Source organism: Myxococcus sp. AM010 (assembly GCF_013372585.1).
GTDB lineage: Bacteria > Myxococcota > Myxococcia > Myxococcales > Myxococcaceae > Myxococcus > Myxococcus vastator.
The window spans coordinates 1-23,625 of record NZ_JABXEO010000069.1 but is presented as its reverse complement, the minus strand read 5'-3'; the positions used below and the strand labels follow the sequence as shown (position 1 = coordinate 23,625).

Sequence of the window (23,625 nt, the reverse complement as noted above, 5' to 3'; positions counted from 1 at the left end):
TCGCAGCTTCCGAAACCATTTCGCGCTGGCTCGCGCGTGGGCCCACTGGCTGCCGGCCGGAGCGGGGCGCCTGTCGCGCGAAGGATGTTGGCATCATGTCCCGGTTGGACGTCACCACCTCCGTTCCCGTGTTCACGCGGCCGTTGCGGTCCACATGTCGCGGCGTGCCCGCGAGCGAGGCCCCGCCCTTGTCCTCCGCGGCGTCGCTGGTGGGACAGCAGGTGGGCCACTTCCGGCTGCTGCGTGAGCTGGGCCGGGGGAGCCTGGGCGTCGTGCTGCTCGCGGAGCACGCGCTCATCCAGAAGCGCGTGGCCATCCAGGTGCTCCACGCGCACGTGACGCAGGACCCGGCGCGAGTGGCCCGCTTCCTCCAGGCGGCGCGCACGCTGACGCTCATCCAGGACGCGCACATCGTGTCGCTCTACGATTTGGGCATGCGCGACGGGCGGCCTTTCCTCATCATGGAGTACCTGGAGGGACAGAGCCTGGCCGCCTTCGCGAAGGGGCCGCTGGCACCCGCGCTGGTGGTGGACCTGCTCACCCAGGTGTGTGACGCGCTGGGCGCCGCGCATGCGCACGGCATCGCCCACGGCAGCCTCAACCCCACCAGCATCTTCCTCGTCCCCGACGCGAAGGGTCGCCAGCACGTGAAGCTGCTGGACTTCGGCATCGCCGGGTTGCTCCCTCCCTCCGAGGGGGCCGCCGACTCGCCGGTGGCCGCGGACCTCTTCGCCGTGGGGGTGCTGGGCGCGCTGCTCGTCACCGGCCGGCTGCCCTCGCGCGGGCACGCGGCGGAGGAGCCGCTTCACGGCCACGCCTGGGAGGTGCCGCCGCTGCCGTCGGACCTCCGCTCGGCGCTGTCGCGCGTGCTGCTCAAGGCCATGGCGCGCCGCCCGGTGGACCGTTATGCCAGCGCCGCCGGGCTGCGCGATGCCCTGCACGCGTCGGTGGCGCTCGACGGAGGCGCGGCACCTCCGGAGTCCCTGGGCCTGGAGCGGCTTCCGGGCTGGTACGCGCTCCGGGGCCCGCCGGGGGTCGCGCCCGCCTCCAGGTAGGGCGGCCTGGCTGTCTTCGCGAGGCGTCATGCCTTGCGTCTGGCGGGGCCCTCCTCGTTAATCCACATCGGTTCCCATGGCCTCAGACTCCGACGACACGCTTCCTCCCCAGGGCCGCTTCAACCGCCTGCGCAAGCTCGCGGGCCTCTCCGTGCATGTGGGCACGGAGGTGCTCAAGAGCGGCGCGAAGCGCCTGTCCGGGAGCACGCCCGACCTGCTCAGCAAGGAGGCCGCGGAGAAGCTGGTCTCCACCCTGGGCGAGCTCAAGGGGGCCGCCATGAAGATGGGGCAGGCCATCTCCATGGACCCGGACCTGCTCACCCCCGAGGTGCGGCAGGTGCTGGCGCGGCTGCAGAACCAGGCGCCTTCCATGTCCTACGCGCAGGTGTCGCGCGTCATCCAGGCGGAGCTGGGCGCGCCGCCGGAGTCGCTCTTCCGCGAGTTCAGCGAGGCGCCGCTCGCGGCCGCGTCGCTGGGGCAGGTGCACCGCGCGGTGCTGGAGGATGGCCGGGCGGTGGCGGTGAAGGTGCAGTACCCTGGCATCGACGTGTCCCTGGCCCACGACATGGCGAACCTGGGCATCGTGGCGAAGACGGCGTCGACGGTGCTGCGCGTGTCCGACGCCGGCGCCTACTTCAAGGAGTTCCGCGACGAGCTGCTGCTGGAGCTGGACTACCTCCGCGAGGCCGAGCTGGCCCAGGGCTTCGCGCGCAGCGTGGCGAAGCTGCCGGAGCTGTGCGTGCCCGCCGTCGTCTCCAGCCACAGCGCGAAGCGGGTGCTGACGCTGGAGCTGCTGGAGGGGCTCACCCTCAAGGACTGGCTGCCGACGAACCCCGCGAACGAGGAGCGCTTCCGCGTGGCGCGCCAGCTCATCCTCGCCACCTACGGGCCCTTCTTCGGCGCGGGCGAAATCCACGCGGACCCGCACCCGGGCAACTTCATGGTGATGCCGGACGGGCGGCTGGGCCTGCTGGACTTCGGCTCCATCAAGCGCTTCTCCCCGCGCTTCGTGGACGTCAACCACCGCATGCTCCGGCAGACGGTGCGCATGGAGCCGTTGGACATCCTGGGCCTGAGCCGGGAGGTGGGCTTCACGGTGGAGCTGCCGGACGCGGAGGCCGAGGGCCTCATCGCGGAGGTGCTGCGCATCGCCGGGCGGCCCATGCACCTGCCGGACTACGACTACGCCGTGTGCGAAATCAACCGCGACATGCGCCACCACTTCTCGCGCAACGCGCCGCGCTTCCTCAAAATCAGGCCGCCGCCGGAGGCCATCATGTTCTTCCGCTCCACCGGAGGGCTGGCGCAGAACCTGAAGCTCATCGGCGCGCGCGGTGACTTCCGCGCCGTCTTCCTGGAGGTGACGGACCTGCCCGCGTGAGGTCGGCGCCGCGTCAACGCGCGGCCGGCACGGACTCCGGGGCCGCGGGCTTGAGGTGGAGCGCTTCCAGCCGCTGGGCCAGCTCCTCGCCCTGCACGCTCTTGCAGATGTAGCCGTCCGCGCCCGCCGCGCGCGCCAGGGCGCGCAGCTGGGCTTCGTCCGACGCGGAGTAGAGGATGAACTTCGTGCCCTTGGGCGCCTGTCCGCGCGCGAGCGTGAGCACCTTGTCACCGCTGAGCGCGGGGATGTTCACGTCCAGCAGCACCAGGTCCGGCAGGGTGGTGCGCACCAGGTTGGACACGCCCAGGGAGGAGCGGTGGGTGCGGACGTCGAAGCCGAAGGTGGAGAGGGTGCGCTCCGCGAGTGAGAGCTGGTCCTGGTCATCGTCCACGATGAGGACGCGGATTTTCGTCTCCGGCATGGCTTTCCCCCTTCAGCGTGCGGATGGCACTGCGGGTGCTTCCTGACGGGGTGAGTATCCTCCAGTCGTCATTCCCTGTCGCCCCCCACATGAGGGAATCCCCTTAGCGGGGTTGAATCGCGGGGAATGAATGGAGACGGTGAAGGGGCCATGGAATCAGAACGCATCCGGGTGGCCATCCTGGAGGACCAGCAGGTCTTCCGTGAGGCCCTGGTGGCTGTGCTGGAGGGCGCGGGCATGGACGTGGTGGCGGGCTTCGCGGAGCCCGCGCCGTTCTTCGCGCGCGTGCGCGAGACGCTGCCCCATGTCGCGCTGGTGGACCTGCGCCTGGAGCTGCCGGAGTGGGAAGCGCCCACCAGCGGGATGTCGGCGCTGCGGTGCCTGCATGACTTCTTCCCGGCGGTGAAGCCCCTGGTGCTGTCGGGCCACCGCGAGGCGGAGCTGGTGGAGCAATGCCTCCAGGCGGGCGCGGCCGGCTACCTGTGGAAGCAGAACGTGGGCTGCGCGGAGGTGGTGGAGGCGGTGGAGCGGGTGGTGCGTGGGGAGCGGCTGCTGCCCGCCGGGCTGTCGTGGCCCCTGTCGGAGTCGCCCCCGCAGGGGGAGCTGGGCCGGCTGACGCCGCGTGAGCGCGAGGTGCTGGGCTACATCGCCGCGGGCGCGGACAACCTGCGCATCGCCGCGTGCCTGGGCATCACCGAGCGCACGGTGAAGGCGCACATCACCAGCATCTACAAGAAGGTGGGCTCGGAGAGCCGCACGCAGCTGGCGGTCCTGGGGTGCCAGTTGGGTGTGCAGCGCCCGGCAAGCCTCTAAGCCCGGAGGGCCTGGGCGTCAGACCGCTGGCCACTGGGAGCGCGCCACGGTTGGTGGCACCGTGGAGGTGCCTGGGCGTCAGGCGCCCCTCGCGCCTCCTCCCCCCACGCCGAGGCGTCTCCAGGGGGCCAGGGCAGCGCTGCTGGCTGCCCTGGCCCATTCAGTGGAAGGCCGGTGCTTCAGCTCCCGGCGGCGCGCGGCGCGGGCAGGCAATCCCAGCGCGGCGCGCCCAGGTGCTGGAGGAACCAGAGGCACGCCAGGTCCACCATCTGCGTCAGCGTGCCGGGCTCCTCGAAGCGGTGCGTGGCGCCGGGGATGACCTCCAGGCGCTTCTCCGCCGTCATCGCGGCGTACGTGCGGCGGTGGGGCTCCTGCGCGGACGAGTCCTCCGCGCCGACGATGAGCATCGTGGGCGCGCGCACCCGGGCCAGCGTCGCCCCCGGCTGCGCCAGGCGTCCGCCCCGGCACACCACCGCGTCCACCGACTCTGGCCGCAGCGCCGCGGCGGCCAGGGCCGCGGCCGCGCCCGTGTATGCCCCGAAGTAGCCGATGCGCAGGGCGCTGGTGCGAGGCGCGCGCCGCAGCCAGCGCGCCACGCCCGCCAGGCGTCCGCCGAAGAGGCCCAGGTTGAAGCGCAAGTCCCGCTCGCGGCAGGCCTCCTCTTCCGCCGCCGTCAGCAGGTCCACCGCGAGGGTGGCCAGCCCCTCGTTCTGCAGCAGCCGGGCGACTTCCAGGTCCGTGACGCCGCGGCGGCTGCTGCCGTGGCCCCGGACCATCACCACCACGCCGGTGGCGCCTGGCGGCACCTGGAGCAGGCCCCTGAGCTCCACGCCTTCTTCAACGGGGATGCGGACCTCTCCGTCCGCGGCGGGAGGCGTCCAGCCCCCCGTGCCTTGCGGCTGCGTCACCAGCCCGCGGACCGCCTTCTCCGAGCCTTCATCCGACCTGCGTGAACCCTGCTTCTTCATGCGGAGTCCCTCCTCTTTGTCGGACTGCGTCGCTGCCGTGCTACACGCGCTACGGACTGGGATTTTGCAGAAGCCGTGCCAGGGCTTCCCCGGGCACGGGGTGAGCCCATTCTACCAGCGCTGCCCTGGCGCGGCGCGGCGGGGCCGGTGACACTTGGGGGACGAACAGATGACCCCACCTGGGGAGTCCTATCGTTTTTACCGGTGGGCCAGGATGAGCTCGAAGGGGCCGGGGAGGACTTCGGCGTCCTTGAAGCCCGTCTCGTCCAGCACGCGCAGGTAGTGCTCCACCTCGCGCAGGCGGCTCACGCAGGTGTCCACGCCCATGAGGAAGTAGGACCAGAAGAACTGGGCCGCCAGCCGCTCCGGGGTGCGGAACTCCTCGCAGATGAGGACGCGGCCGCCGGGCGGGAGCGCGTCGCGCGCGGCCACGAGCAGCGCGCGCGCCGTGTCCGCGGGCCAGTCGTGCAGCACCCGCACGAAGCAGAGCGTGTCGTAGCCGCCGGGCAGCGGTTCCCGGAGGAAGTCGCCGCCCTGGAAGCCCAGGCGTTCGGGAGGAAGGCCGAAGCGCTCGCGGGTGCGCGCCACCAGCGGCTCGGTGGCGGGCAGGTTGAACACATCCACGCGAAGGCCCGGGTGCTCGCTCGCCAGGTGCGCGGCCAGCGTGCCGTCACCACCGCCCACGTCGAGCGCGCGCCCGCCGCGCTCCCAGAGCCGGTCGCGATGGGCGCGGAACGTCTCCAGGATGGGGGGCAGGCCCGCGGCCATGCTGGCCTCGAAGCCCGCCACCTGCTCGGCGGTGCTCGGAGGCCAGTCGAAGGCGGCGGGGGGCATGGAGCGCTCACCGCGCAGCACCTGGGGCAGGTGCCCATGCAGCTCGTGCCAGGCGTAGCGCTCCCGGTCCTTCTCCAGGGACTGCGGCCCCAGCACGGCCTGGGCGGCGGCGCGCAAGCCAGGGACGGCCTGGTAGCGCGCGGACTCCAGGGCGTCGGTGGGCTGCTCGCGCAGCACCAGCCCCAGGCTCTCCAGACAGTCGAGCAGCTTGTAGAGCCGCACGGGCACCAGCCGGTGCCGCGCCGCCAGCGCTCCCAGGGTGACGGGGCCCGGCTCCAGGGCGTCCAGCAGCCCCAGGTCCAGGGAGGCCTTCAACACGTCCACGGCGCGGGCGCCGTTGTACAGCAGGTGGAGCAGCGCGCGAGGGGTGGTGGCCAGGGCCGTGGCCGCCCCCTTCATGGCTGTTCCGCCTGCATCCTGGCCGCGTGCGCCACGGGGCAGCCGCCGCCTGGAGGGGCCCGGGTGGCGCCCGGGGCGAGGCCGCCTTCGCGCTGCCACCCGGACGTCAGCTCCAGCCGCACGTCCCAGAGCTGGCGGAACAGCGGCAGCGTCATCCGCCCCGCGAGCACCTGCGTGGGCAGGCCGTCCAGCGCCTTCACGGAGCGGTCCACGCCAATGGTGCGGCGCACGAGCTGGAAGTGGGCATGGAGCCAGCCCTGGAAGGCCTCGTCCAGGTCCACCAGCTGCTCGCAGAGGCGCTTCAGGTCGTCCGGGCCGCCCGCGGTGTACACCGTGGTCAGCGTCTGTCCCCGCCGCGCGAGCAGCCGCTCCAAGGCGCCTTCCAGCCCCTGCGCCACCCGCCGCAGCATGTTGTAGCCGGGGGACTCCTGGCCGCTGCCGTTGCCCAGGCTGCGCCGGATGACCTGGTAGGTGTCCGGCGTCATCGTCTCCAGGATGGCCAGCTCCTGCTTCACCGCCAGGAGCACCCGGCAGATGCGCTCCAGCCGCGACGAGGCCGCCCACAGGGCGTCCCTGTCCAGCTCGGCCACGACCTCCACCGCCTCGCGCGAGGCCAGCTTCAGCCAGAGCTCCTGCGCCTGGTGCACCACCTGGAACATCAGCTCGTCGTGGGCGACGCGCTCGCCGTCCGCCGCCTGCAGCGACAGCAGCGTGGGCGTCTTGAGGTAGACCTCGTAGTCGAGCTCGCCCTTGCCCACCCACTTCTTCAAGAGGGGGTTGAAGAGGGGTTCTGCCAGTTCGAGTCGTAGTCTTTCAGCGTGGCTGTAATCGATGGACGCGCTCATACGGCCCTCCTGAGTCGGGGAGATAGCTCGGAAGGTGTGGAATCGCGGGCACCGTCCCAACGGCACCCGCGGGCATGTCATCCGGCGTTCAGGGAGCGGGCGTCGGTGTGGGCGGCCGGGGCTTCAGGTGGAAGGCGCGCAGGCGCTGGGCCAGCTCCTCGCCTTGCACGCTTTTGGAGATATATCCGTCCGCACCGGACGCGAGCGCCAGGGAGCGCAGCTTCGATTCGTCGGATGCTGAATAGAGGATGAACTTCGTCTTCGGCAGCGCGTACTGGCGCGCCAGGTTGACGACCTTGTCGCCCTTGAGGGCGGGGAAGTTCACGTCGATGAGGACGAAGTCCGGCTCCACCGAGCGGACGAGGTTGGAGACACCCAGCGCGGAGGTGTGCGTGAGCACCTCGAAGCCGTAGGCGCTCAGCGAGCGCTGTACGAGGTCGAGCAGGTCCGGGTCGTCGTCCACCACCAGGACGCGCGCTTTTTCTTCAGACATGGGTTCTCCCTAGATGCTTTCGAATCATCTCGAGCAACTGGTCACGATCAAGGGGCTTGGTGAGGTACGCGGTGCAGCCGGCCTCGTGTGCCTTGTCCTGGTACTCCCGCCCCGCGTGCGCCGTCACCGCGATGACGGGAACATTGGCCGCGGCGGGTAGGGCTCGCAACCTGCGGGTGACCTCCCAGCCGTCCAGGCGGGGGAGCGACAGGTCCATCAGGATGAGGTCCGGGGCGTCGCGGATGGCGCGCTCCAGGCCGTGCTCGCCGTCCTCCGCTTCAATGACCTCGAAGTGGCCGTTGAGGTAGCGGCGGACGATGTCGCGGTTCTGCGCGCTGTCCTCCACATAGAGGATGCGGGCCCGCTTGCCGGCGCTGGCGGCGCGCTGGGACAGCAGCAGGCCCTTGGCCTGGGCGATGACGTCCTCCAGCGCGTGGCCGCCCTTCTTCACGAAGCCGGCGAAGCCGTCACGCAGGAGGGCCTCTTCCTCCTCGGAGAGCGTCTTGCCGGTGAGCACCACCACGGGCACCTGGAGCTTCTCCGCGCGCAGCCGGCGCAGCACCTCGAAGCCGTCCAGGTTGGGCATCATCAAGTCCAGCACCACCAGGGCGGGCGGGGACACGCGCGCCTTGAGCAGGGCGTCCTCGCCGTTGCGGGCCTCGGAGGTGGAGAAGCCGGCGCGGCGCAGGTTGCGGCTGACCAGCTCGCGGGTGGCCGAGTCGTCGTCCACCACCAGCACCTCGCCCACGCTGGTGGAGGCGCCGGCCGTCTGATGGAGGCTGCGCTGCACCACCTCCACCAACCGGTCCGGCTCCACCGGCTTGACGAGGTACTCGCACGCGCCCAGGGAGAAGCCGCGCGCGCGCTGCTCCTCCACGGAGATGAGGATGACGGGGATGCCGGCCAGCGAGGGCTCGCTCTTGAGCTGGCTGAGCACCGACCAGCCGTCCAGCTTGGGCAGGTGGATGTCCAGGAGGATGGCCTGGGGCCGCAGCTCGCGGGCCCGCTTGAGGGCGGCGATGCCGTCCTCGGCCACCACCACCTTGAAGCCAGCGGGCTCCAGTTGTCCGGCCACCAGCTGCTGGATGAGCGGGTCGTCGTCCACCACCAGCACCGTGCTGCCCGGCTGCGCCAGGGTGCCCACGTGCTGGGCCACCTCCGACACGGGCACGCCGCGCTCCAGGTGCGGGCCGCCGCCATTGTCCGGTGACTCCAGGGTGGAGGGCAGGCGCACCGTGAAGGTGGTGCCGCGGCCCAGCGTGGAGCTCACGGACACGGTGCCGCCCAGCACGCGGGACAGCTCGCGGACAATGGCCAGCCCCAGCCCGGTGCCGCCCACCTTGCGCGTGGTGGAGCCGTCCACCTGACGGAACTTCTCGAAGATGAAGGGCAGCTGGTCGGAGGGGATGCCGACGCCGGTGTCCTCCACCGTCATGACGACCTCGCCGCCAGAGGGGGCCAGGCTCAGCGACACCTCGCCCGCGTCGGTGAACTTGGCGGCGTTGCTGAGCAGGTTGAGCATGATCTGCCGCAGCTTCAGCGCGTCCGAGCGGAGCATGCGGGCGGACGGGTCGATGTTGGTGGTGAGGGCCACGTCCTTGCCCTTGAGGTACTCCTTCACCGTGGCCAGGCACTCCTCGGCCAGCTCCTGCACGTCCACCTGCTCGGTGACGACCTCCACGCGGCCGGACTCAATCTTGGAAAGGTCCAGGATGTCGTTGATGAGCGCCAGCAGCGTCTTGGCGTTCGTCTTCACGACGTTGAGGTCGCGGCGGCCATGCGCCGTCAGCCGCTGGCCCTCCTCGCGCATCAGCAGGTCGCAGTAGCCGATGATGCCGTTGAGCGGGGTGCGGATTTCGTGGCTGAAGTTGGCCAGGAACTCGCTCTTGAGGCGGGCGGCGGCCTCCGCTTCCCGGGCGCGCTCCTCCTCGTTGCGCTTGGCCACCGCCAGCTCCTGGGCCAGCCGGTCCAGGTCCTCGTTCTGCTGACGGATGATCTCCATCTGCAGCGCGCGCTGCTGGTAGGACGCCAGCGAGCGGGCGGACACGGCGCGGGTGCGCTTGATTTCCTCCAGGCTGGCGGCGAGCTGCTTGTTGGCCGCCTCCAGCTCCGCCTTGGACGCGCGCAGCATCTCTTCATGCTGCTTGCGCTCGGTGATGTCCTCGGTGACGCCCATCACGTAGCGGGCCACGCCCTGCTCGTCCAGCAGGGGCAGCTTGCGCGTGGCGAAGATGCGGTCCACGCCGTCGGCGCGGGCCACCTCCTCGAAGGACTTCATCTGCCGGGTTTCGAGAATCTCCGAGTCGATGGCGATGAACGACTCGGCCTGCTCCTTGGGGAAGTAGTCGTGGTCCAGCTTCCCCAGCAGCCACTGCTTGGTGACGCGGAAGGCGTCCGCGAACGTCTTGTTCGCCACCACCAGCCGGCGCGTCTGTGCGTCCTTCACGAAGAGGACGAACGGAATCGCGTCGATGATGTTCTCCATCAAGTAGTTGGTGCGCTCCAGCTGCTCCGCGGTGGCGGTGTGGCGGCGGCGGTCCGCCGTCATCCGCAGCTCGCGTTGCACCACGGGCGCCAGGCGGCTGAAGCGGTCCTCGGTGATGTAGTCGAGCGCTCCGGCGCGCACGCTGGCCTCCAGCGTGTCCTCGCTCCAGTCGCGCGACAGCACCACGAAGGGCAGCTCCTTGCCGTACTTGCTCCACAGCGCCTTGACCTCGGCGAAGCCCATGTCGGGGACTTCCGCGCCGCACAGCACCAGGCCCCACGTGCGTGACAGCGCGGCCTCCGCCGCGACCGCCGTGGTGGCGCGCTCCGTCACCACCGTCACCCCCGCGCGCTGGAGGGCTTCCTCCACGCGCTGGCACTCGCGCTCGCCGGCCACGAGCAGGAGAGACGCATTGTCCGCCGGAGACTCAGAGGGAGGCTGGGAGGAGGCCATGGCTCAGTTCGCCCCGAAGACCAGCGCGGTCAGCGTGGTGTTGATGTGGAACCCCGAATAGATTTCGAAGTGCACGTTCATACCAGCGGCGGTGGGTGCGGCCTTCAGCGTTTCCGCCAATTGCTGCACGGTGTTGGTGGCGCTGGCGTACCACATGCGTCCACCGCAATGGAAAAGCAGGGCGGCCTGGGGCTTCTGGACCCTGCGGGGGACCTCGTCGGTGAAGAAGCTGCGCGTCATGCCGGCCATGTCGCCCAGCTTCATCAGCTCCAGCTCGGTGCCTTCCTCCAGCAGGTTGGCGAAGAGGATGGAGCCATCCTCCTGCGGGCTCCAGGCGGCGCGGATGAAGTACTCCCGGCCCACGCGCAGGGCGGTGGGGCGCACGGCGAAGCCCCGGGGCGTGCCGAACTCCAGCTCGTCCACGCCCACGCCCAGGATTTCCGCGTAGCGCTTCGCCGCCGGGCGCCCGTCGATTTCGAGCGCGCGGGTGTGGCTTTCGTCCACCTTGGTGATGGTGAGCTTCTCGCCGGTGGGCACGTACCAGTGGGAGCGGAGCGCGGCCCAGGGCGCGCTCGTCTTGAAGAGGGCCACGAGCACCGCGTCGGTGGCGACCTCGCCATCCACGTGGACCATGGCGGACTGCTTGGCCGGGTCCCGGTTGGTGTCGCTGGCGCCGCCGCCCACCAGCACCAGCGTCTGGCACTTCTCCAGGATGCCGAGCAGCAGCTCTTCCTTCTTGTAGCGGAAGCCGTCGTCAATCACGAGGCCGACGAACCGGCGCGGGTCCAGGTCCTGCTGCCGCACGCCCAGGTCCTCGCACGCGCGCTTGATGGAGGTGGCGCCCGCGCTGATGGCGTCCACGGACAGGCCGGTGCCCAGGCCCAGGCCCACCTCGAAGTCACCGAAGAGGGCGCTCATCACCACGCTGCCCTCGTGGATGCCGGTGTTGTCCAGCTCGCCCGCGGTGGTGGCGCCAATCAGGCGCGTGCCCGCCGGCAGCCGCTGACGCACGGCGCGGTTGAGCGCCTGCTGGTCACGCTCCCGCGAGGCGAACATCGTCACCAGGCGGGGTGTGTCGCTGCCCAGCTGACTCAGGAGGTCCTCCGCGGCGGCATCCGGCTCCTTCAACGTGGTGCGAGCCGTCTGCATCTTGACCTGAGCCATGGAGGTACTCCGGGTTGCGCGAGCGGGGGTTAGAGGCCGCTGCCGGGGTGCCGAGTATGACAGGCGCCGGTGCACTGCTGGAAAGACTCCGCGCCGCCCCCCACGTACATGCTCTCGATGGGTCCGAATTGCGCCACATGGCTGTCCGGGTAGCGCTTGTGACAGGACAGGCAGGCGGCCTTGCTGGTGCGCTGGATGCTCTCCTTCGTCTGGTGACAGGACGAGCACTGCTGGAGCGGTGCGTCAAAGCGGTTGGACCGCGAGTGGATGAAGTGGGTGCGCACGAAGATGGGGCCCTCCAGCTCGAAGGCGAGCGGGGCGTGGCACCCGGCGCAGGCGGCGCGGTTGTCGTTGGCATGGAGCACCACGCCCAGCTCGCCGCCCTTGCTGTGGCAGGAGGTGCAGGGGCCCGTGGTCAGCTTGGGCTGGGTGCGCTGCTTCGTCCCCACCTGGAGTTCGATGGTCGTCGTCGCGGGGAGGTCCTCGCCCAGGTACGCGCGGCGGCCCTTCACCGTCACCAGGTAGGTGCCGGGGGCCGCGTTGGCCGGCAGCTTGAACTGCCAGGTGTCCGTGTTGGGCTGGTTCCAGAGGTTCGGGTCGATGAAGGCGCCGCCGAAGAGGACGTTGGCGAAGGGCAGGGTGGCGAACTGGGAGAAGACGCCGTCACGCTCGGGCGTGGCCACCACCTGCTCGTCCACCTCGGGGTCCAGGAAGGCCTCCAGCGCGACGATGGAGCGGATGGGCTGGATGTGCTGCGCCGGCCCGATGATTTGCGTCATCAGCATGCGCTCGCGGTGCTTGCGCCGGTAGTAGGTGGCCGTCGCGTCGAAGAAGGCCCGGTAGTACTGCAGCCCGGAGTCGGTGCCGTCGGGGGCCACTTCGTTGTAGGGCGGCAGGTAGCCCTTGTCGTGGAGCCGGTTGCCCGCGCCGTCCCGCAGGGTGAGCTGGAAGGAGATTTCCGTGCCGGGGGCGTAGGTGCCGTCCGGGCGCGGCGGGGTGAGGGCCTCCACGCCGATGCGGAAGCCGTAGGTGTAGCGGCCGTCCACCACCTGCTCCACCGGGATTTCGTAGGGGGCCGCCGGGCGCAGGCTCCAGCGCAGGCGCAGCGTGCGCGTGTCGGAGCGCAGCGTGAGCGTCTGGCGCTGGGCGTGCTCGTACGCGTTGCGCAGCTCCAGGATGGCCTCCTCTTCGAAGGACGTGGAGGCCGAGCAGTCGTCGGGTGTGGCGCAGCCGTTGGCCGTCTGGATGCCGCGGAAGCGGCGGATGAAGAAGTCATCCAGGCCCGCGCGGCGCTGATGCTCGGTGCCCGCGTTGAGCAGGATGGGGACGCCGGTGAGCCGGCCGCGCGAGTCCACCGGCTCCACGATGAAGTGGCTGGGCAGGTCCATCCACGCCGCGCCCCGGTAGTAGCGGCGGCGGGTGTAGGGCCCCGGGGCGCCCACGGACTCCTGGTCCACCTGGCGCACGCCCCACCAGCCCAGGCCGCCGAAGTCACTCTGCGCGATGAGGTTGCGCAGCCCTTCGTCCCGGGTGGAGTTGACGAAGGCGCGGATATCAATCTGGTTGATGAAGAAGGTGGCGCCCTGCCGCACGCGCAGCGGCTTGCCCACGCCGTTCTTCACCTCGAGCGCCAGCCCCACCGCGGGCGTCTTGTCAGGCCACGGCCAACCGCCGAACAGCGACGGGGCGCCCACATCCAGGAGCGCCTTGTCCATGAGATGTGTGTCCGGCGAGGCCGGCTTCGGTGAAGTCGTCTCCAGCGAGGTCAGGTCCGGCGCCTGCGCGTCCAGCGGGGCTGCGTCCAGGGTATCCTGTCCGCCGCAAGCGAGCATCAGCCCCGCGAGTGACGCGAGCAGGGCCCGGGGGGCTCCAAGTCCACCCATGGTGCAACTCCTCGTACGTGTGAAAGCCGACGCCGCCATGGCGCCTGGGGCCAGTGGGCCGTGTAACCCGTCGCCTGTGGGGCGGTGTGGGCCGGGCCTCTCCCGTTTCCGGGTTTCCCCGGTTCGAGCCTTTTTAGCCGTACGAAGATTATCTGCAACCAGCAGATTTGTTCAACTTTTAGGAAAACAATCCGCCTGGGGTCGAACCTGCTGTGTTTTCAAGGAGATGAAGGACTGCCCCGCAGGGTGGCCTCACCCACAAGGTCATACCTGCACTTCATTCACTGAGCAGGATTCCTTGTTTGCCCTGCGGGGAAGCTCAATCGTGAATTCCGAGCCTTCCCCGGTGCGACTCTGGACGTGGATGGTGCCTCCGTGGGCCTCGACGAGCTGGCGGACGATGTAGAGCCCCAGGCCGGTGCCGGGGTGCTGGCCGCCGGCATGGACGCGCTGGAAGCGGTGGAACAGGCGCTGCTGTGCTTCCACGCCAATGCCGATGCCGCCGTCCCGGACGGCGAAGCGGACGCAGTGGGCGTCCGCCTGGACGCGCAGCTCCACGGGGTGGCCGCGGCCGAACTTGAGGGCGTTGCTCACCAGGTTGGTGATGACGCGGTCCAGGCGCTGCCGGTCCCACTGGCCGGTGGCGCCTTCCTCCACGCGGACGCTGAGGGCGCAGCCCGCGGCGCTGGCCTGGTCGCCGTGGCGCTCCGCCACCTCGCGCACCAGGTGCGCCAGGTCCAGCGGCTCCGTGTCCAGCACCATGCGGCCCGCCGACAGGCGGGACAGGTCCAGGAGGTTGTGCACCAGCCGGCCCAGGCGCCGCGTCTCGCCCTCGGCGCCGGCCAGGCCCTCGCGAAGCCGCGCGTCGGAGCCGCCGGCGCTCTGCATGGACAGGCGCCGCAGCCGCAGCTGGAGCGAGCTGAGCGGGTTGCCCAGGTCGTGCGCGGCGACGCCGATGAGCTCCAGCGCGTCCTGCGCCTGCGCCAGCAGCCGGGCGTTGTCGAGCGCGAGCGCGGCGCGCGCCGCCAGCTCCTCCATGAAGGCCCGGTCCACCTCACCGAAGCGGCGGTGCGTGCCGGTGGACAGCAGGCACAGCGCGCCCAGCACGCGGGAGCCCACCGCCAGCGGCACCGTGAGGGAGGACGTCACCCCCAGCGCGCCCAGCAGCTCGCCATGCGCGCTGCCTTCCAGCGCTGGCGGGAGACGGGCGCCGTCCAGCTCCGGCAACAGCTCGCTGCGGCCCGTGCGCACCACGCGGGAGGGGCCCACCTCGCCATCCTCCGGACACCGCAGCAGCGGCTCCCACATGTGGTGGGTGGCGGCGAGGTCCTCGCAGGCCACCGCGTGCGGACGCACCGTGCCGTCCTCGGAGGGGAGGAAGAGGATGCAGGCGTCCGCCACCTCGGGCACACACAGCCGGGTGAGGGCCTCGCCGACTTCGCGCGCGCCTGACAGCGGCTGGAGCACGCGGCCGGCCTCCGCGAAGAGCGCCTGGGCCCGCTCCATCCGGCGGCGCTCGGTGATGTCGCGGGTCACCATCACGAAGCCGCGCAGCCGCCCGTGCGCGTCGTACAGCGCGGTGAGCAGCGTCTCCGCCCAGAAGCGGCTGCCATCGCGGCGCACCCGCCAGCCCTCCGCCAGCAGGCGCCCCTCGCGCGCGGCCCTCTCACGGTGCGCGCGGGGCACGCCAGCGGCCACCTGGTCCACCGGGTAGATGCGGTCCGTGTCGCGTCCGGCGAGCTCCACCTCGGACCAGCCCGTGAGGCGCTCGGCGCCCGCGTTCCACGCCGTCACCTGGCCGTGCCAATCCAGGAAGCACAGCGCGTAGTCCGTCACCCCGTCCATGAGGAGCTGCAGGTGCTGCTCGCTGGACTGGTGGCGCGCGTGCAGCGGCGCCAGCGCGCGGTGGAGCACGAAGCCCAGCGCCGCCACGCAGGCCAGCCCCAGCAGCCCCGCCAGCACGGCCTGGGGCAGGGCGCCGTGGCCCAGGGGCATGCTGGCTTGCGCGGAGACGGCCGACAGCAGCGTCGCGAGCAGCAGCAACCCGGCGAACAGGCAGGCGGACAGGCCCGCACTCACTCGCTGAGCGAACGTCCAACGGCGCATCATGTGGTGACTCCCCCCCAAGGCACCCGGTCGGGCGTGCCGTCGGTGAGGAAAGCATCACCCAGACTGCACGCTGGAAGACATCGTCCTGGTGGGCGGGGTGGGTCCACCCCAGGGGCGTCATGGAATGGCCTTCGTCCAGACAGGGGGTTATGAGCGGACGTTCCATGTCTCTCGTCGAAGGTTCGAAGGTCCGCTACCTCCCGCAGCCCGAATGGGGTGTGGGGCATCTGTTGTCGCTGCAGGAGGAGGGCGCCAAGGCGCTCGTCGCCTTCCCCGCACGGGAAGACGCCCCGGTGCTGGTGTCCACCAAGGGGGGCGCCCTGGTGCAGTACCCGCTGCCTCCAGGCGAGCCGGTCATCACCTACAAGGGCCGCCTGGCGCTGGTGGTGCGCGAGGAGCCGGGGGCGCGCGGCCTGCGCCGCTACGTGCTGCGCTACGTGGAAACCGACGAGGAGGACGAGCTCCCCGAGTCCTCGCTGCGCGCGCTGCCGCCCCGCTCCGACCTGCTGTCCACCCTGCGCGAGGGCCGCGTGGGCGAGGCGCGGGCCTTCACGCTGCGCAAGCAGGCGCTGGTGCTGGACGACGAGCGCCGCTGTGACGCGCTGGGCGCGCTGCTGGCCAGCCGCATCATGGTGAAGCCGCACCAGGTGGGCGTGGTGCAGCGCGTGTTGTCCGCCAGCCGTCCGCGCTTCGTGCTGGCGGACGAGGTGGGCCTGGGCAAGACGATTGAGGCGGGCATGGTGTTCAGCGCGCTGCGCCTGTCCGGACTGGCGCGCCGCTGCCTGGTGGTGGCGCCCAGCCACCTCACCGTGCAGTGGCTGGTGGAGCTGTTCCACAAGTTCAACCAGCTCTTCACGCTGATGGATTCGGACCGCTACGCGCAGTCCCTGAAGGAAGCGCCAGAGGTGTCTCCCTGGGCGCGCTTCCCACTGGTCGTGACGAGCCTGGAGCTGCTCCAGCGCAGCGAGGAGCACCGCCGCGCGCTGGCGGGCGAGGACGCCTTCTGGGACCTGGTCATCATCGACGAGGCGCACCACCTCAAGGGCGAGCGCGCCTTCGAGGCCGCGCAGGTGCTGGCCAGGAATACGTGGGGCCTCTTGCTGCTCACCGCCACGCCCATGCAGTTGGATCCGGCGGAGTACCACGGCCTGCTCACCCTCATCGACGCGGCCACGGCGCCCACCGTCGCGGGCTTCGAGGAGCGCCTCAAGCGCCAGGAGGAGCTGTCCGCCGCGGTGCGCGCGCTGATGGAGGGGGGCAAGCCGTCCGCGGCGGTGCAGGCGCTGGCCAGGCGCTTCCCCGAGGACGCGAAGCTGTCCTCGCTGAAGGACCGGGACGCGCTGCTGCAACACCTGTCGGAGACGTACAGCCTGAGCGACAGGCTGGTGCGCAACCGCCGCGCGGTGGTGGGCGGCTTCTCCACGCGCCGGCTGCACCGCCACCCGGTGACGCTGCCCGCCGAGGAGCTGAAGGTCCGCGACGCCGCGCTGGCGGTGCTCGCCGGGGCCAGCCTGCGCGGCGCGCCGCTGGGCAACGTGCTGCGCCGGCTGGAGTCCAGCCCCGCCGCCTTCGCGGGCGCGGTGCGCGCCAACCCCGTGTTCAAGGGCCACACGGAGGCGCTGCGGCTGCCGTCGCGCGACGCGAAGTTCGGCGCCTTCCTGGGCGTGCTGCGCGGCGTCTGGGCGTCGGAGCCTGGGGCGAAGGTGCTCGTCTTCACGGAGAGCCGCGACACACTGGACGCGCTCCAGTCCGAGCTGGGCCGCGAGGGCGTGGAGGCGCTGGGCTACCACGGGGATTTGCCCCTGGTGGAGCGCGACCGGCAGGTGGCGCGCTTCCGCGACCCGGAGGGGCCCAGGGTGCTGCTGTGCACCGAGGTCGGCGGCGAGGGCCGCAACTTCCAGTTCGCGCACCACCTGGTGCACTACGACTTGCCCTGGAGCCCGGCCACGGTGGAGCAGCGCATTGGCCGCCTGGACCGCATTGGCCAGACGCACCCGGTGGAGATTCACGTCTTCGACCCGGCGGGCACGCTGGCCTCCGACGTGCTGATGCTGCTGGCGGACGCGGTGGGCGTCTTCGGCGAGACGGTGGGCGGCCTGGACGCGGTGCTGGAAGAGGTGGAGGCGCGGCTGGCCGAGCTGGCGCTGCTGCCGCGCGAGGCCCGCATGGCCTACGCGCAGGAGCTGAAGGCCCGCGTGGAGGCGGCGCGCGCGCAGGTGAAGCGCGCCTATGACCCGCTCCTGGACGTGCGCAGCTTCGACCGGCCCGCGGTGGAGCGCCTGGTGAAGCGCGCCCAGGAGCGCATGGGCATCGAGGCCGACGAGGACGGTGAGGCGGAGGCGCCCGGCGTGGAGGATGGCCTGTGGGGCATCGCGCGCGACCTGGACGAGCGGCTGGAGGAGACGGTGGCGGAGCTGGCGCGTCGGGTGGGCATCGGCGTGGACACCGACGAGCAGGTGGAGGCCTTCCAGGTGGCCTTCCAGTTCGGCCACGCGCTGAAGGTGGACGGGCTGCCGGGCATCGACGTGATGGAGGACCGCACGCAGCTGGGCACCTTCTGGCGCGACACCGCGGTGGAGGCGGAGGAGCTGGAGTACTTCGCCACCGGCCACCCGCTGGTGGAGGCGCTCTTCGGCTTCCTGCGTGACGGCCCCTACGGGCGCAGCGCCTTCCGCTTCATCGAGCGGCGCGGACCCCAGAAGGGGCGCGGCGTGGAGCTGCTCTTCCACGCCCAGCTGCCGGAGCCGGAGGACACGTCCCCGGGCGCCCGGGTGCCCAGCCGCCAGCTGGCGCGCTTCCTGGAGCGCACGCTGCTGCACGTGGCCGTGGTGGACGGCGCCGGGGGCCCCAAGGCCGACACCGCGCTGCTGCCCGCGCTGGAGACGGAGGGGCGCTCGCTCAAGGGGGACGAGGTGGCGCGCGCCTTCCCGGGCTTCGCGGACTTCGTGGACGCGGCGGTGCCCGTGGGCCAGAAGGCCGCCGAGGCGGAGCTGGCGAAGCTGGCCACCCGGGCGCGCAAGGCCATTGAAGCCGAGCGCGACGCCGCCGTGGCCCGCCTGCGCCTGTCCCTGGGGCACCAGGGCCTCTCCCCCGAGGCCGTGGAGGCGCAGCTGGACGCGGAGCGTACCCACTACGCCCGGCTTTTGGACGCGCTGGCCGGCGCCAAGGTGGTGCTCGACTCGGCCTGCGGCTTCGTCCTCAACCGCTGATGCGGCCTTTGTTCTCTGAGTGAAATCGCGCGTCTTCAGCCTGGCGGGCCATTTGACCGATTCCTCAATCAACGAGAAATAGGATGGTGGAGGCTCGTATGATCCACCGAGGCACCCCACGTACACGACGTCAGTCGGGACAGGCCGCGGTGGAAGCGGCGCTGACCCTTCCCCTGGTGGTGTTCCTTGTCCTGGGGACGCTGCAGCTCTTCATGATGCTCCAGGCCCGCATCCTGGCGCAGGTGGCGGCGTACCGGGCGGTGCGCGCGGGCAGCATCAATCACGGCAGCTGCCTGCCGATGATGCACGCGGCGCTGGTGACGATGCTGCCCACGGTGGCGCGCACGGACAGCGCGGAGACCCTGGCGGCGGCGTTTTCGCCCCGGCGTCACAACCACTACCGGGTGCGCAGCTCCTACGGGCGCGACTTCAACGAGCCGTTGATTGAAATCGTCCGGGAGTCGCCGGATGCCGGCTGGGCGCAGTCGCTGACGGGGGGCGAGGACCTGCTCTTCGACCAGCCCACGGACAACGCGGGGGCGCTGCGGGCCCGCACGTTGGAGATACGCATGGTGGCCTGGTACTACATGCGCATCCCCTTCGCGAACTGGGTGATGAGCCGCATGCTGCTGGCCCACTTCCGGCTCCGGCGCTACACGGCGGCCAACCCGCTGATGCCGGTGCAGCGCCGCTCCGCGTGGTGGGGTGAGACGAGCGCCACGCTGGGACGCGACGGCTGGCCCGGCGGCGACCTGGGCACCCGCATGGTGCGCTGGAGCGACGAGGGGCACTTCGTGTTCCCCATCCAGGTCAACGCGGCCATGCGGATGATGACGCCCGTCATGGCCGAGCACTTCATGGGAGGTCCCGCGTGCAATCTCCACGGCTCGTGAGGCGCTCGCGGCGAGGTCAGGCGCTGGTGCTGTTCGCGCTGACGCTGCTGCTGCTGACGTTGATGGTGCTGATGACGCTGGGCTTCGGCATGCGCGCCAAGGAGCGCGTCGAAATCCAGATGGCCGCGGACGCGGCCGCCTACAGCCAGGCGGTGGCCACCGCGCGCGCCTTCAACGCCATCGCGGTGATGAACCGCGCCCAGGTGGCGCACATGGTGGCCATGGCCGGCACCCAGTCGCTCATCAGCCACAGCAGCCAGGCCTACGCGGCGCACGACGTGGCCTGCCCCGGCGCCATTCCACCGCCGGTGTGGTTCGCCGCGGACGCGGCCGCCGCCACTCAGGTGCAGCAGCTCCAGGGGCGGGCCGGCAACATGTTCCGGGGTGGGCTCAACATCTACGGCAAGCTGCTCAGCGAGCACATCGCGGGGCAGGAGCTCACCCGGCGCGTCGCGCAGGCGGTCAACCCGGAGCTCCAGGCGCCCGCCGCGGGCGCGGCCAAGAGCTTCTCCGAGCTCAACGGGGGCAACGACGTCCCCGAGCGCGACGCGGTCATCGCGTCCATCAAGGCGGGGACCTACAGCTGCGGCGTGGGGGACGGGACGCTGTGCCCTTCGGGCGGCGGCAGCCCCGCGCTCAACGCCACCATGGGGAGCATGGGGTGGACGTGGGTCCACAACCGGCCAGGAGGCACCGCCAGCTTCGGCACCGGCGGCGCCGCCGTCTCCACCGCGTTCCGCCGCTACGGCTCGGTGGCGCAGATGGACCCCTCGTCGTACCACACCGTGTCGGGCCGCAACTCGACGGCGCATGACCACGGGCGCGTCGTCATCCCCACGCGCTGCCCCACCCCGCCCTCGGCGCCGCCCATCGCGACGGACGCGTGGGTGATGTCCGACGAGGAGCAGACGCACGAGGACCAGCACGTCTACGGCGCGCGCCTGCCTCCGGGCCAGGCGCCGGAGGACGGAAAGCCAACCTATGAGACGCACACGCTGGGCGCCTGCGTCGTGTGCCCCGGCATCTGGCCCTACTCCATTGGCTACAACGTGGACGAGCTGCAGGCGGGCGCGTCCAACCACTACGGCCAGCCCAAGCTGTACAGCCTGCTGTACCGGGACTACGCGAGCCCAGCGCGCCGGGCCCGCCCGGACCCGTGGAACCTCTTCTTCCGCTTCCGCTTCGCGGGGACTGAGACAGAGTTCGACAACAGCAGCCCGCTGGGCCGCATCCGCCCCACGGGCCGCGAGGACGTGCACCGCAACCAGGTGGCCCTCTCCGCGGGGCAGGTCTACTACCACCGGCCCGCGGGGCAGGGGGGCGGGTGGCGCGAGCCCCCCAACTTCCTCAACCCCTTCTGGCGCGCCACGCTGGTGAGCGCGGAGGGCGCCCGGGATGACCGGCCCGCGGACAGCTTGTCCGCCGCGGGCTTCTCCGGGCACGCGCGGGCGCTGCGCGAGCTGCACTCCGTGGGCTACCGGGGCGGTGGTCCCAGCGACAGGAGCTACTGACATGAGGGCTCGCCACGCACGAGGCCAGTCGTTGGTGGAGACGGCGCTGGGGACGATGGTGTTCGTCACCATCCTGCTCTTCGGCATCTACTTCGCCGAGGTGGGCGCGCTGACGCTCAAGGTGCAGGAGGCCGCCAACTTCGCGCTGTGGAACGCCACCGGCCGCGTGATGCACGACCCGCGGGACAACGAATGGGGCCGGCGGGGCACGGTGCTCGCCGCCGAGGCGGAGGCCAACGGCCGCTACGTGGACTTCGACGGACGTCGGCGCATGGGTGGCACGGGCGTGGCCGTCCAGCAGGCCATTGCCCGCGCGCAGCCCATCCAGGTGGATTGCCGCCCGGAGCTGCCGGGCACCGTGCGCGGCCTCTCCATGGCGGACGCGGACCCGGCCCTGGCCGGCACCATCGCCATGGGGACGCAGGGCATGGGGTGCACCGCGTCCTCGAGCATTCGCGGCGTCCGGATTGGCCGCTACCTGGAGGATGGCCGGGAGGGGTTCTTCCAGGTGGCCCATCGCCGGGCCGCGAATGCCTTCACGGTGTGCGCCGCCGGGCGGGCCTCGGGTGGCCGCTGCACGGCGCGCTTCGGCATGCTGCTGGATGACTGGGGCCTGGGCACCGCGGCGGAGGGCCGGTCCTGCGCGCTCAACACCGATGGCGCGAGCCGGTGCGCCAACCCGGACTACTACGAGTGGACGCAGCGCGTGTACCGGGCCAACGGCGCGGGTGGCAACGCCGGCTCCGCGCTGGCGGCGCTCACCGGCGCGGACGGCGTCAACGAGGACCAGTTCTTCATGAGCTTCCGCGGCGCGGAGGCCAACTACGAGGAGAACCTCGGCGCCACGCACGCTGGCGGCCAGACGCGCTGGGAGGTGACGCCCTTCGACGCGCCCAACATCCGCTCACACAACGTGGGCCGGGCGAACCACTGGCTCGGGGTGCCGCGGTGACGTGGCGCCGGGGGCTGCTCGTCACGGCATGGCTGCTCGGCGCGGCGCCCGTGGCGGCCCAGGGAACGGCGGCGAGCAAGGCGCCCGCCACGGCTCCGGCGCGGTCCGAGGCTTCCTCGCGGCCCCGCTTCGCCTGGCCCCGCGTGCAGGTCATCGACACCGTCCAGGCGAATGAACTCGTCGAGGCCGGGGGCATCCCCGTCGCCCTGCGCGCCGTGCACGCGAAGGAGCGGATGGATGACCTGGTGCAGCGCTTCGCGGACGCCTTCATCCAGGCGGGCCTGCACGTGCCGCCGGGGCATGAGCAGCCGCAGCTCGCCAGCGGCGCGGTGATGCTCACCGCCATCGACGGGCACCGGGGCATCACCTACACCGTCATCTTCCAGCCGCGGCCGGACCGCACCACGATGATGTACCTCGGTGAGGCCAACCACGCCCTGCGCAGGGACCCGGCGGCGGCGGGGGACTTCGCGCCCATGCCGCCCCAGGCCAGCCAGGTGCTGCGCGTCAACAGCGAGAGCACACGGACGCTCGCCTTCCACGTCCCCATGTCCGGCGAGGCCGTGGACGCCTTCTACGCCCAGGCGCTCACGCGCGCGGGCTGGCGGCTGGAGGAGGGGGAGACGTCCTTCTACGTGCGCACGGGCGAAGAGCTGCGCGTGGTCCACGAGCCGGGCGAGGCCCACCAGCGGGCCGTGGTGCTGGTGTACCGCGGCGGACGGAGCGCGCCACCGCCGCCGCCCGGGCCCGCCGCCGTTCGCTGAAAGCCCCACGCCGCTCAGGCGCGCAGCTTGTCGCGCAGCGCCTTGGCGCGGCCCTGCATGTCCGGGTCCATGCTCGTCAGCTCGACGGACTTCAGGCGCTGGTCCAGGCTCTGCGGCACCTTGGCCTTCAGCTTGCCTTCCTCCCCGAGCAGCTCCAGCTTCGCCAGCGCCTTGTCGACGATGCGCTCGCGCGGGTGGTCCAGCAGGCTGTCGAGGAAGTACGCGTCCTCGGGCAGCTCCGGGTACTTCTCCAGGTAGTCCACCACGGCCTTCACCCAGTCGGCGCGCGTGTCGGACTCCGTGACTTTCTGCATGGCCTGCTTCTGGGCCTTGCGCTTGCCTTCGGGGTCGAACGTCTTCGCCAGCCCCTCCGGCAGCTCGCCGCCGGTGAAGAGCGCGTCCGCGGCGGCCTTGTACTTCTGGTAGCTCGCGCTGCGCTCCAGCTTCTGCTGCGCGGGGTCGTCCTGGCGGGAGGTGTACTTGCTGCCCTTGCCCCGCCCCGCGTCGATTTCGCGCCAGCTCTTGGAGCGCTTTTTTTCGTCGGCCATCCTTCATCTCTCCTTGCGAGCGCCCCACAGCGCCGCCAGTCCGCGATGGACGAGGCGCCGCACCACCTCCAGTTCCTGGGAGGACAGGGGCTGCTCCTCGTCCTGCTCCGCCTCGAAGAGCACCTCGTCCGCGTAGTCCTTCAGCGGCTGAGGCACTGGCGGGGCATCCGTGTCCGCCTCCAGCACCGCCGGATTGATGGACGTGAGTCCCGGCGGCCAGCCCAGCTCCAGCATGGCGTACAGCTCGAGGAGCAGGTGGCGGGCGACGCCATATCCTTCGTCCGTGAGCGCCGCCGCGTCAAGCGCGCCCAGCAGCACGTCCTGCCGGTTTTCGAAGGCGTGGGTGAAGCGCGTGCGCGTCTTCTCGTCGTCCTCCAGGTAACGCCAGGCGGCCTCCACGAATTCGCCAGACGGCGTCCCCGGGTGGAAGGGCGCGGGCGGGGCG

The 23,625-nt window shown here is 71.3% G+C and carries 18 protein-coding genes and 1 pseudogene; 8 read left to right on the top strand and 11 right to left on the bottom strand.

What is annotated here, in order from left to right; translation table 11 throughout:
• Nucleotides 1-95 precede the first annotated feature (95 nt).
• Complete coding sequence (locus tag HV826_RS26665; RefSeq protein ID WP_176419792.1) at nucleotides 96-1,055, top strand: serine/threonine-protein kinase; 960 nt, start codon at nucleotides 96-98, stop codon at nucleotides 1,053-1,055.
• 76 nt (nucleotides 1,056-1,131) lie between these two features.
• Nucleotides 1,132-2,436 (top strand): AarF/ABC1/UbiB kinase family protein, encoded by a 1,305-nt coding sequence (locus HV826_RS26660; protein ID WP_176419791.1) that lies wholly within the window; start codon nucleotides 1,132-1,134, stop codon nucleotides 2,434-2,436.
• A gap of 13 nt (nucleotides 2,437-2,449) precedes the next feature.
• Here the strand turns inward: HV826_RS26660 and HV826_RS26655 are convergent, their stop codons facing one another.
• Nucleotides 2,450-2,857 carry a response regulator gene (locus tag HV826_RS26655; RefSeq protein ID WP_176419790.1) on the bottom strand — a complete coding sequence of 136 codons (408 nt, stop codon included), beginning with the start codon at nucleotides 2,855-2,857 and terminating at the stop codon, nucleotides 2,450-2,452.
• 150 nt (nucleotides 2,858-3,007) lie between these two features.
• Between HV826_RS26655 and HV826_RS26650 the strand changes: the two genes are divergently transcribed.
• Complete coding sequence (locus HV826_RS26650; RefSeq protein ID WP_176419789.1) at nucleotides 3,008-3,670, top strand: response regulator transcription factor; 663 nt, start codon at nucleotides 3,008-3,010, stop codon at nucleotides 3,668-3,670.
• A 179-nt stretch (nucleotides 3,671-3,849) separates the two neighbouring features.
• Here the strand turns inward: HV826_RS26650 and HV826_RS26645 are convergent, their stop codons facing one another.
• The 8 genes from HV826_RS26645 to HV826_RS26610 all read right to left on the bottom strand — a co-directional run bounded on the left by HV826_RS26645 (nucleotide 3,850) and on the right by HV826_RS26610 (nucleotide 15,303).
• Entirely contained in the window at nucleotides 3,850-4,638 is a 789-nt protein-coding gene (locus HV826_RS26645; protein ID WP_176419788.1) for a dienelactone hydrolase family protein, read from the bottom strand.
• 198 nt (nucleotides 4,639-4,836) lie between these two features.
• Nucleotides 4,837-5,871, bottom strand: coding sequence for a methyltransferase (locus HV826_RS26640; RefSeq protein WP_176419787.1), 1,035 nt, complete (start codon nucleotides 5,869-5,871; stop codon nucleotides 4,837-4,839).
• Nucleotides 5,868-6,716, bottom strand: coding sequence for a tryptophan 2,3-dioxygenase family protein (locus tag HV826_RS26635; RefSeq protein ID WP_176419786.1), 849 nt, complete (start codon nucleotides 6,714-6,716; stop codon nucleotides 5,868-5,870). The genes HV826_RS26640 and HV826_RS26635 overlap by 4 nt, the downstream gene beginning before the upstream one ends.
• An 88-nt stretch (nucleotides 6,717-6,804) precedes the next feature.
• Nucleotides 6,805-7,209 (bottom strand): response regulator, encoded by a 405-nt coding sequence (locus HV826_RS26630; protein ID WP_013936116.1) that lies wholly within the window; start codon nucleotides 7,207-7,209, stop codon nucleotides 6,805-6,807.
• Nucleotides 7,202-10,147: a response regulator gene (locus HV826_RS26625; RefSeq protein WP_176419785.1), complete on the bottom strand. Its 2,946-nt coding sequence runs from the start codon at nucleotides 10,145-10,147 to the stop codon at nucleotides 7,202-7,204. Before HV826_RS26625 ends, HV826_RS26630 begins: the two co-directional genes overlap by 8 nt.
• A gap of 3 nt (nucleotides 10,148-10,150) precedes the next feature.
• Nucleotides 10,151-11,311, bottom strand: coding sequence for an FIST signal transduction protein (locus HV826_RS26620; RefSeq protein ID WP_176419784.1), 1,161 nt, complete (start codon nucleotides 11,309-11,311; stop codon nucleotides 10,151-10,153).
• Between the two features lie 29 nt (nucleotides 11,312-11,340).
• Nucleotides 11,341-13,233 (bottom strand): cytochrome C, encoded by a 1,893-nt coding sequence (locus tag HV826_RS26615; RefSeq protein ID WP_176419783.1) that lies wholly within the window; start codon nucleotides 13,231-13,233, stop codon nucleotides 11,341-11,343.
• A 225-nt stretch (nucleotides 13,234-13,458) separates the two neighbouring features.
• Nucleotides 13,459-15,303, bottom strand: a complete 1,845-nt coding sequence (locus HV826_RS26610) for an ATP-binding protein (RefSeq protein ID WP_176419782.1) — start codon at nucleotides 15,301-15,303, stop codon at nucleotides 13,459-13,461.
• 164 nt (nucleotides 15,304-15,467) lie between these two features.
• Here HV826_RS26610 and HV826_RS26605 point away from each other — a divergent pair, with 164 nt between their 5' ends.
• From HV826_RS26605 to HV826_RS26585, 5 genes are all read left to right on the top strand, one after another.
• Entirely contained in the window at nucleotides 15,468-18,512 is a 3,045-nt protein-coding gene (locus tag HV826_RS26605; RefSeq protein WP_176419781.1) for a helicase-related protein, read from the top strand.
• An 83-nt stretch (nucleotides 18,513-18,595) separates the two neighbouring features.
• Nucleotides 18,596-19,405, top strand: a complete 810-nt coding sequence (locus HV826_RS26600; RefSeq protein ID WP_176419780.1) for a TadE family protein — start codon at nucleotides 18,596-18,598, stop codon at nucleotides 19,403-19,405.
• Nucleotides 19,384-20,916 carry a pilus assembly protein gene (locus HV826_RS26595; protein WP_176419779.1) on the top strand — a complete coding sequence of 511 codons (1,533 nt, stop codon included), beginning with the start codon at nucleotides 19,384-19,386 and terminating at the stop codon, nucleotides 20,914-20,916. The genes HV826_RS26600 and HV826_RS26595 overlap by 22 nt, the downstream gene beginning before the upstream one ends.
• A gap of 1 nt (nucleotide 20,917) precedes the next feature.
• Nucleotides 20,918-21,868: a hypothetical protein gene (locus HV826_RS26590; protein ID WP_176419778.1), complete on the top strand. Its 951-nt coding sequence runs from the start codon at nucleotides 20,918-20,920 to the stop codon at nucleotides 21,866-21,868.
• Nucleotides 21,865-22,632: a hypothetical protein gene (locus HV826_RS26585; protein ID WP_176419777.1), complete on the top strand. Its 768-nt coding sequence runs from the start codon at nucleotides 21,865-21,867 to the stop codon at nucleotides 22,630-22,632. Before HV826_RS26590 ends, HV826_RS26585 begins: the two co-directional genes overlap by 4 nt.
• A 14-nt stretch (nucleotides 22,633-22,646) precedes the next feature.
• Here the strand turns inward: HV826_RS26585 and HV826_RS26580 are convergent, their stop codons facing one another.
• Both HV826_RS26580 and HV826_RS26575 read right to left on the bottom strand, forming a co-directional pair.
• A complete protein-coding gene (locus HV826_RS26580; protein ID WP_176419776.1) occupies nucleotides 22,647-23,180 on the bottom strand; it encodes a hypothetical protein in 534 nt (177 codons plus the stop codon).
• 3 nt (nucleotides 23,181-23,183) lie between these two features.
• Nucleotides 23,184-23,625, bottom strand: a pseudogene (locus tag HV826_RS26575) (hypothetical protein); the annotation flags it as partial.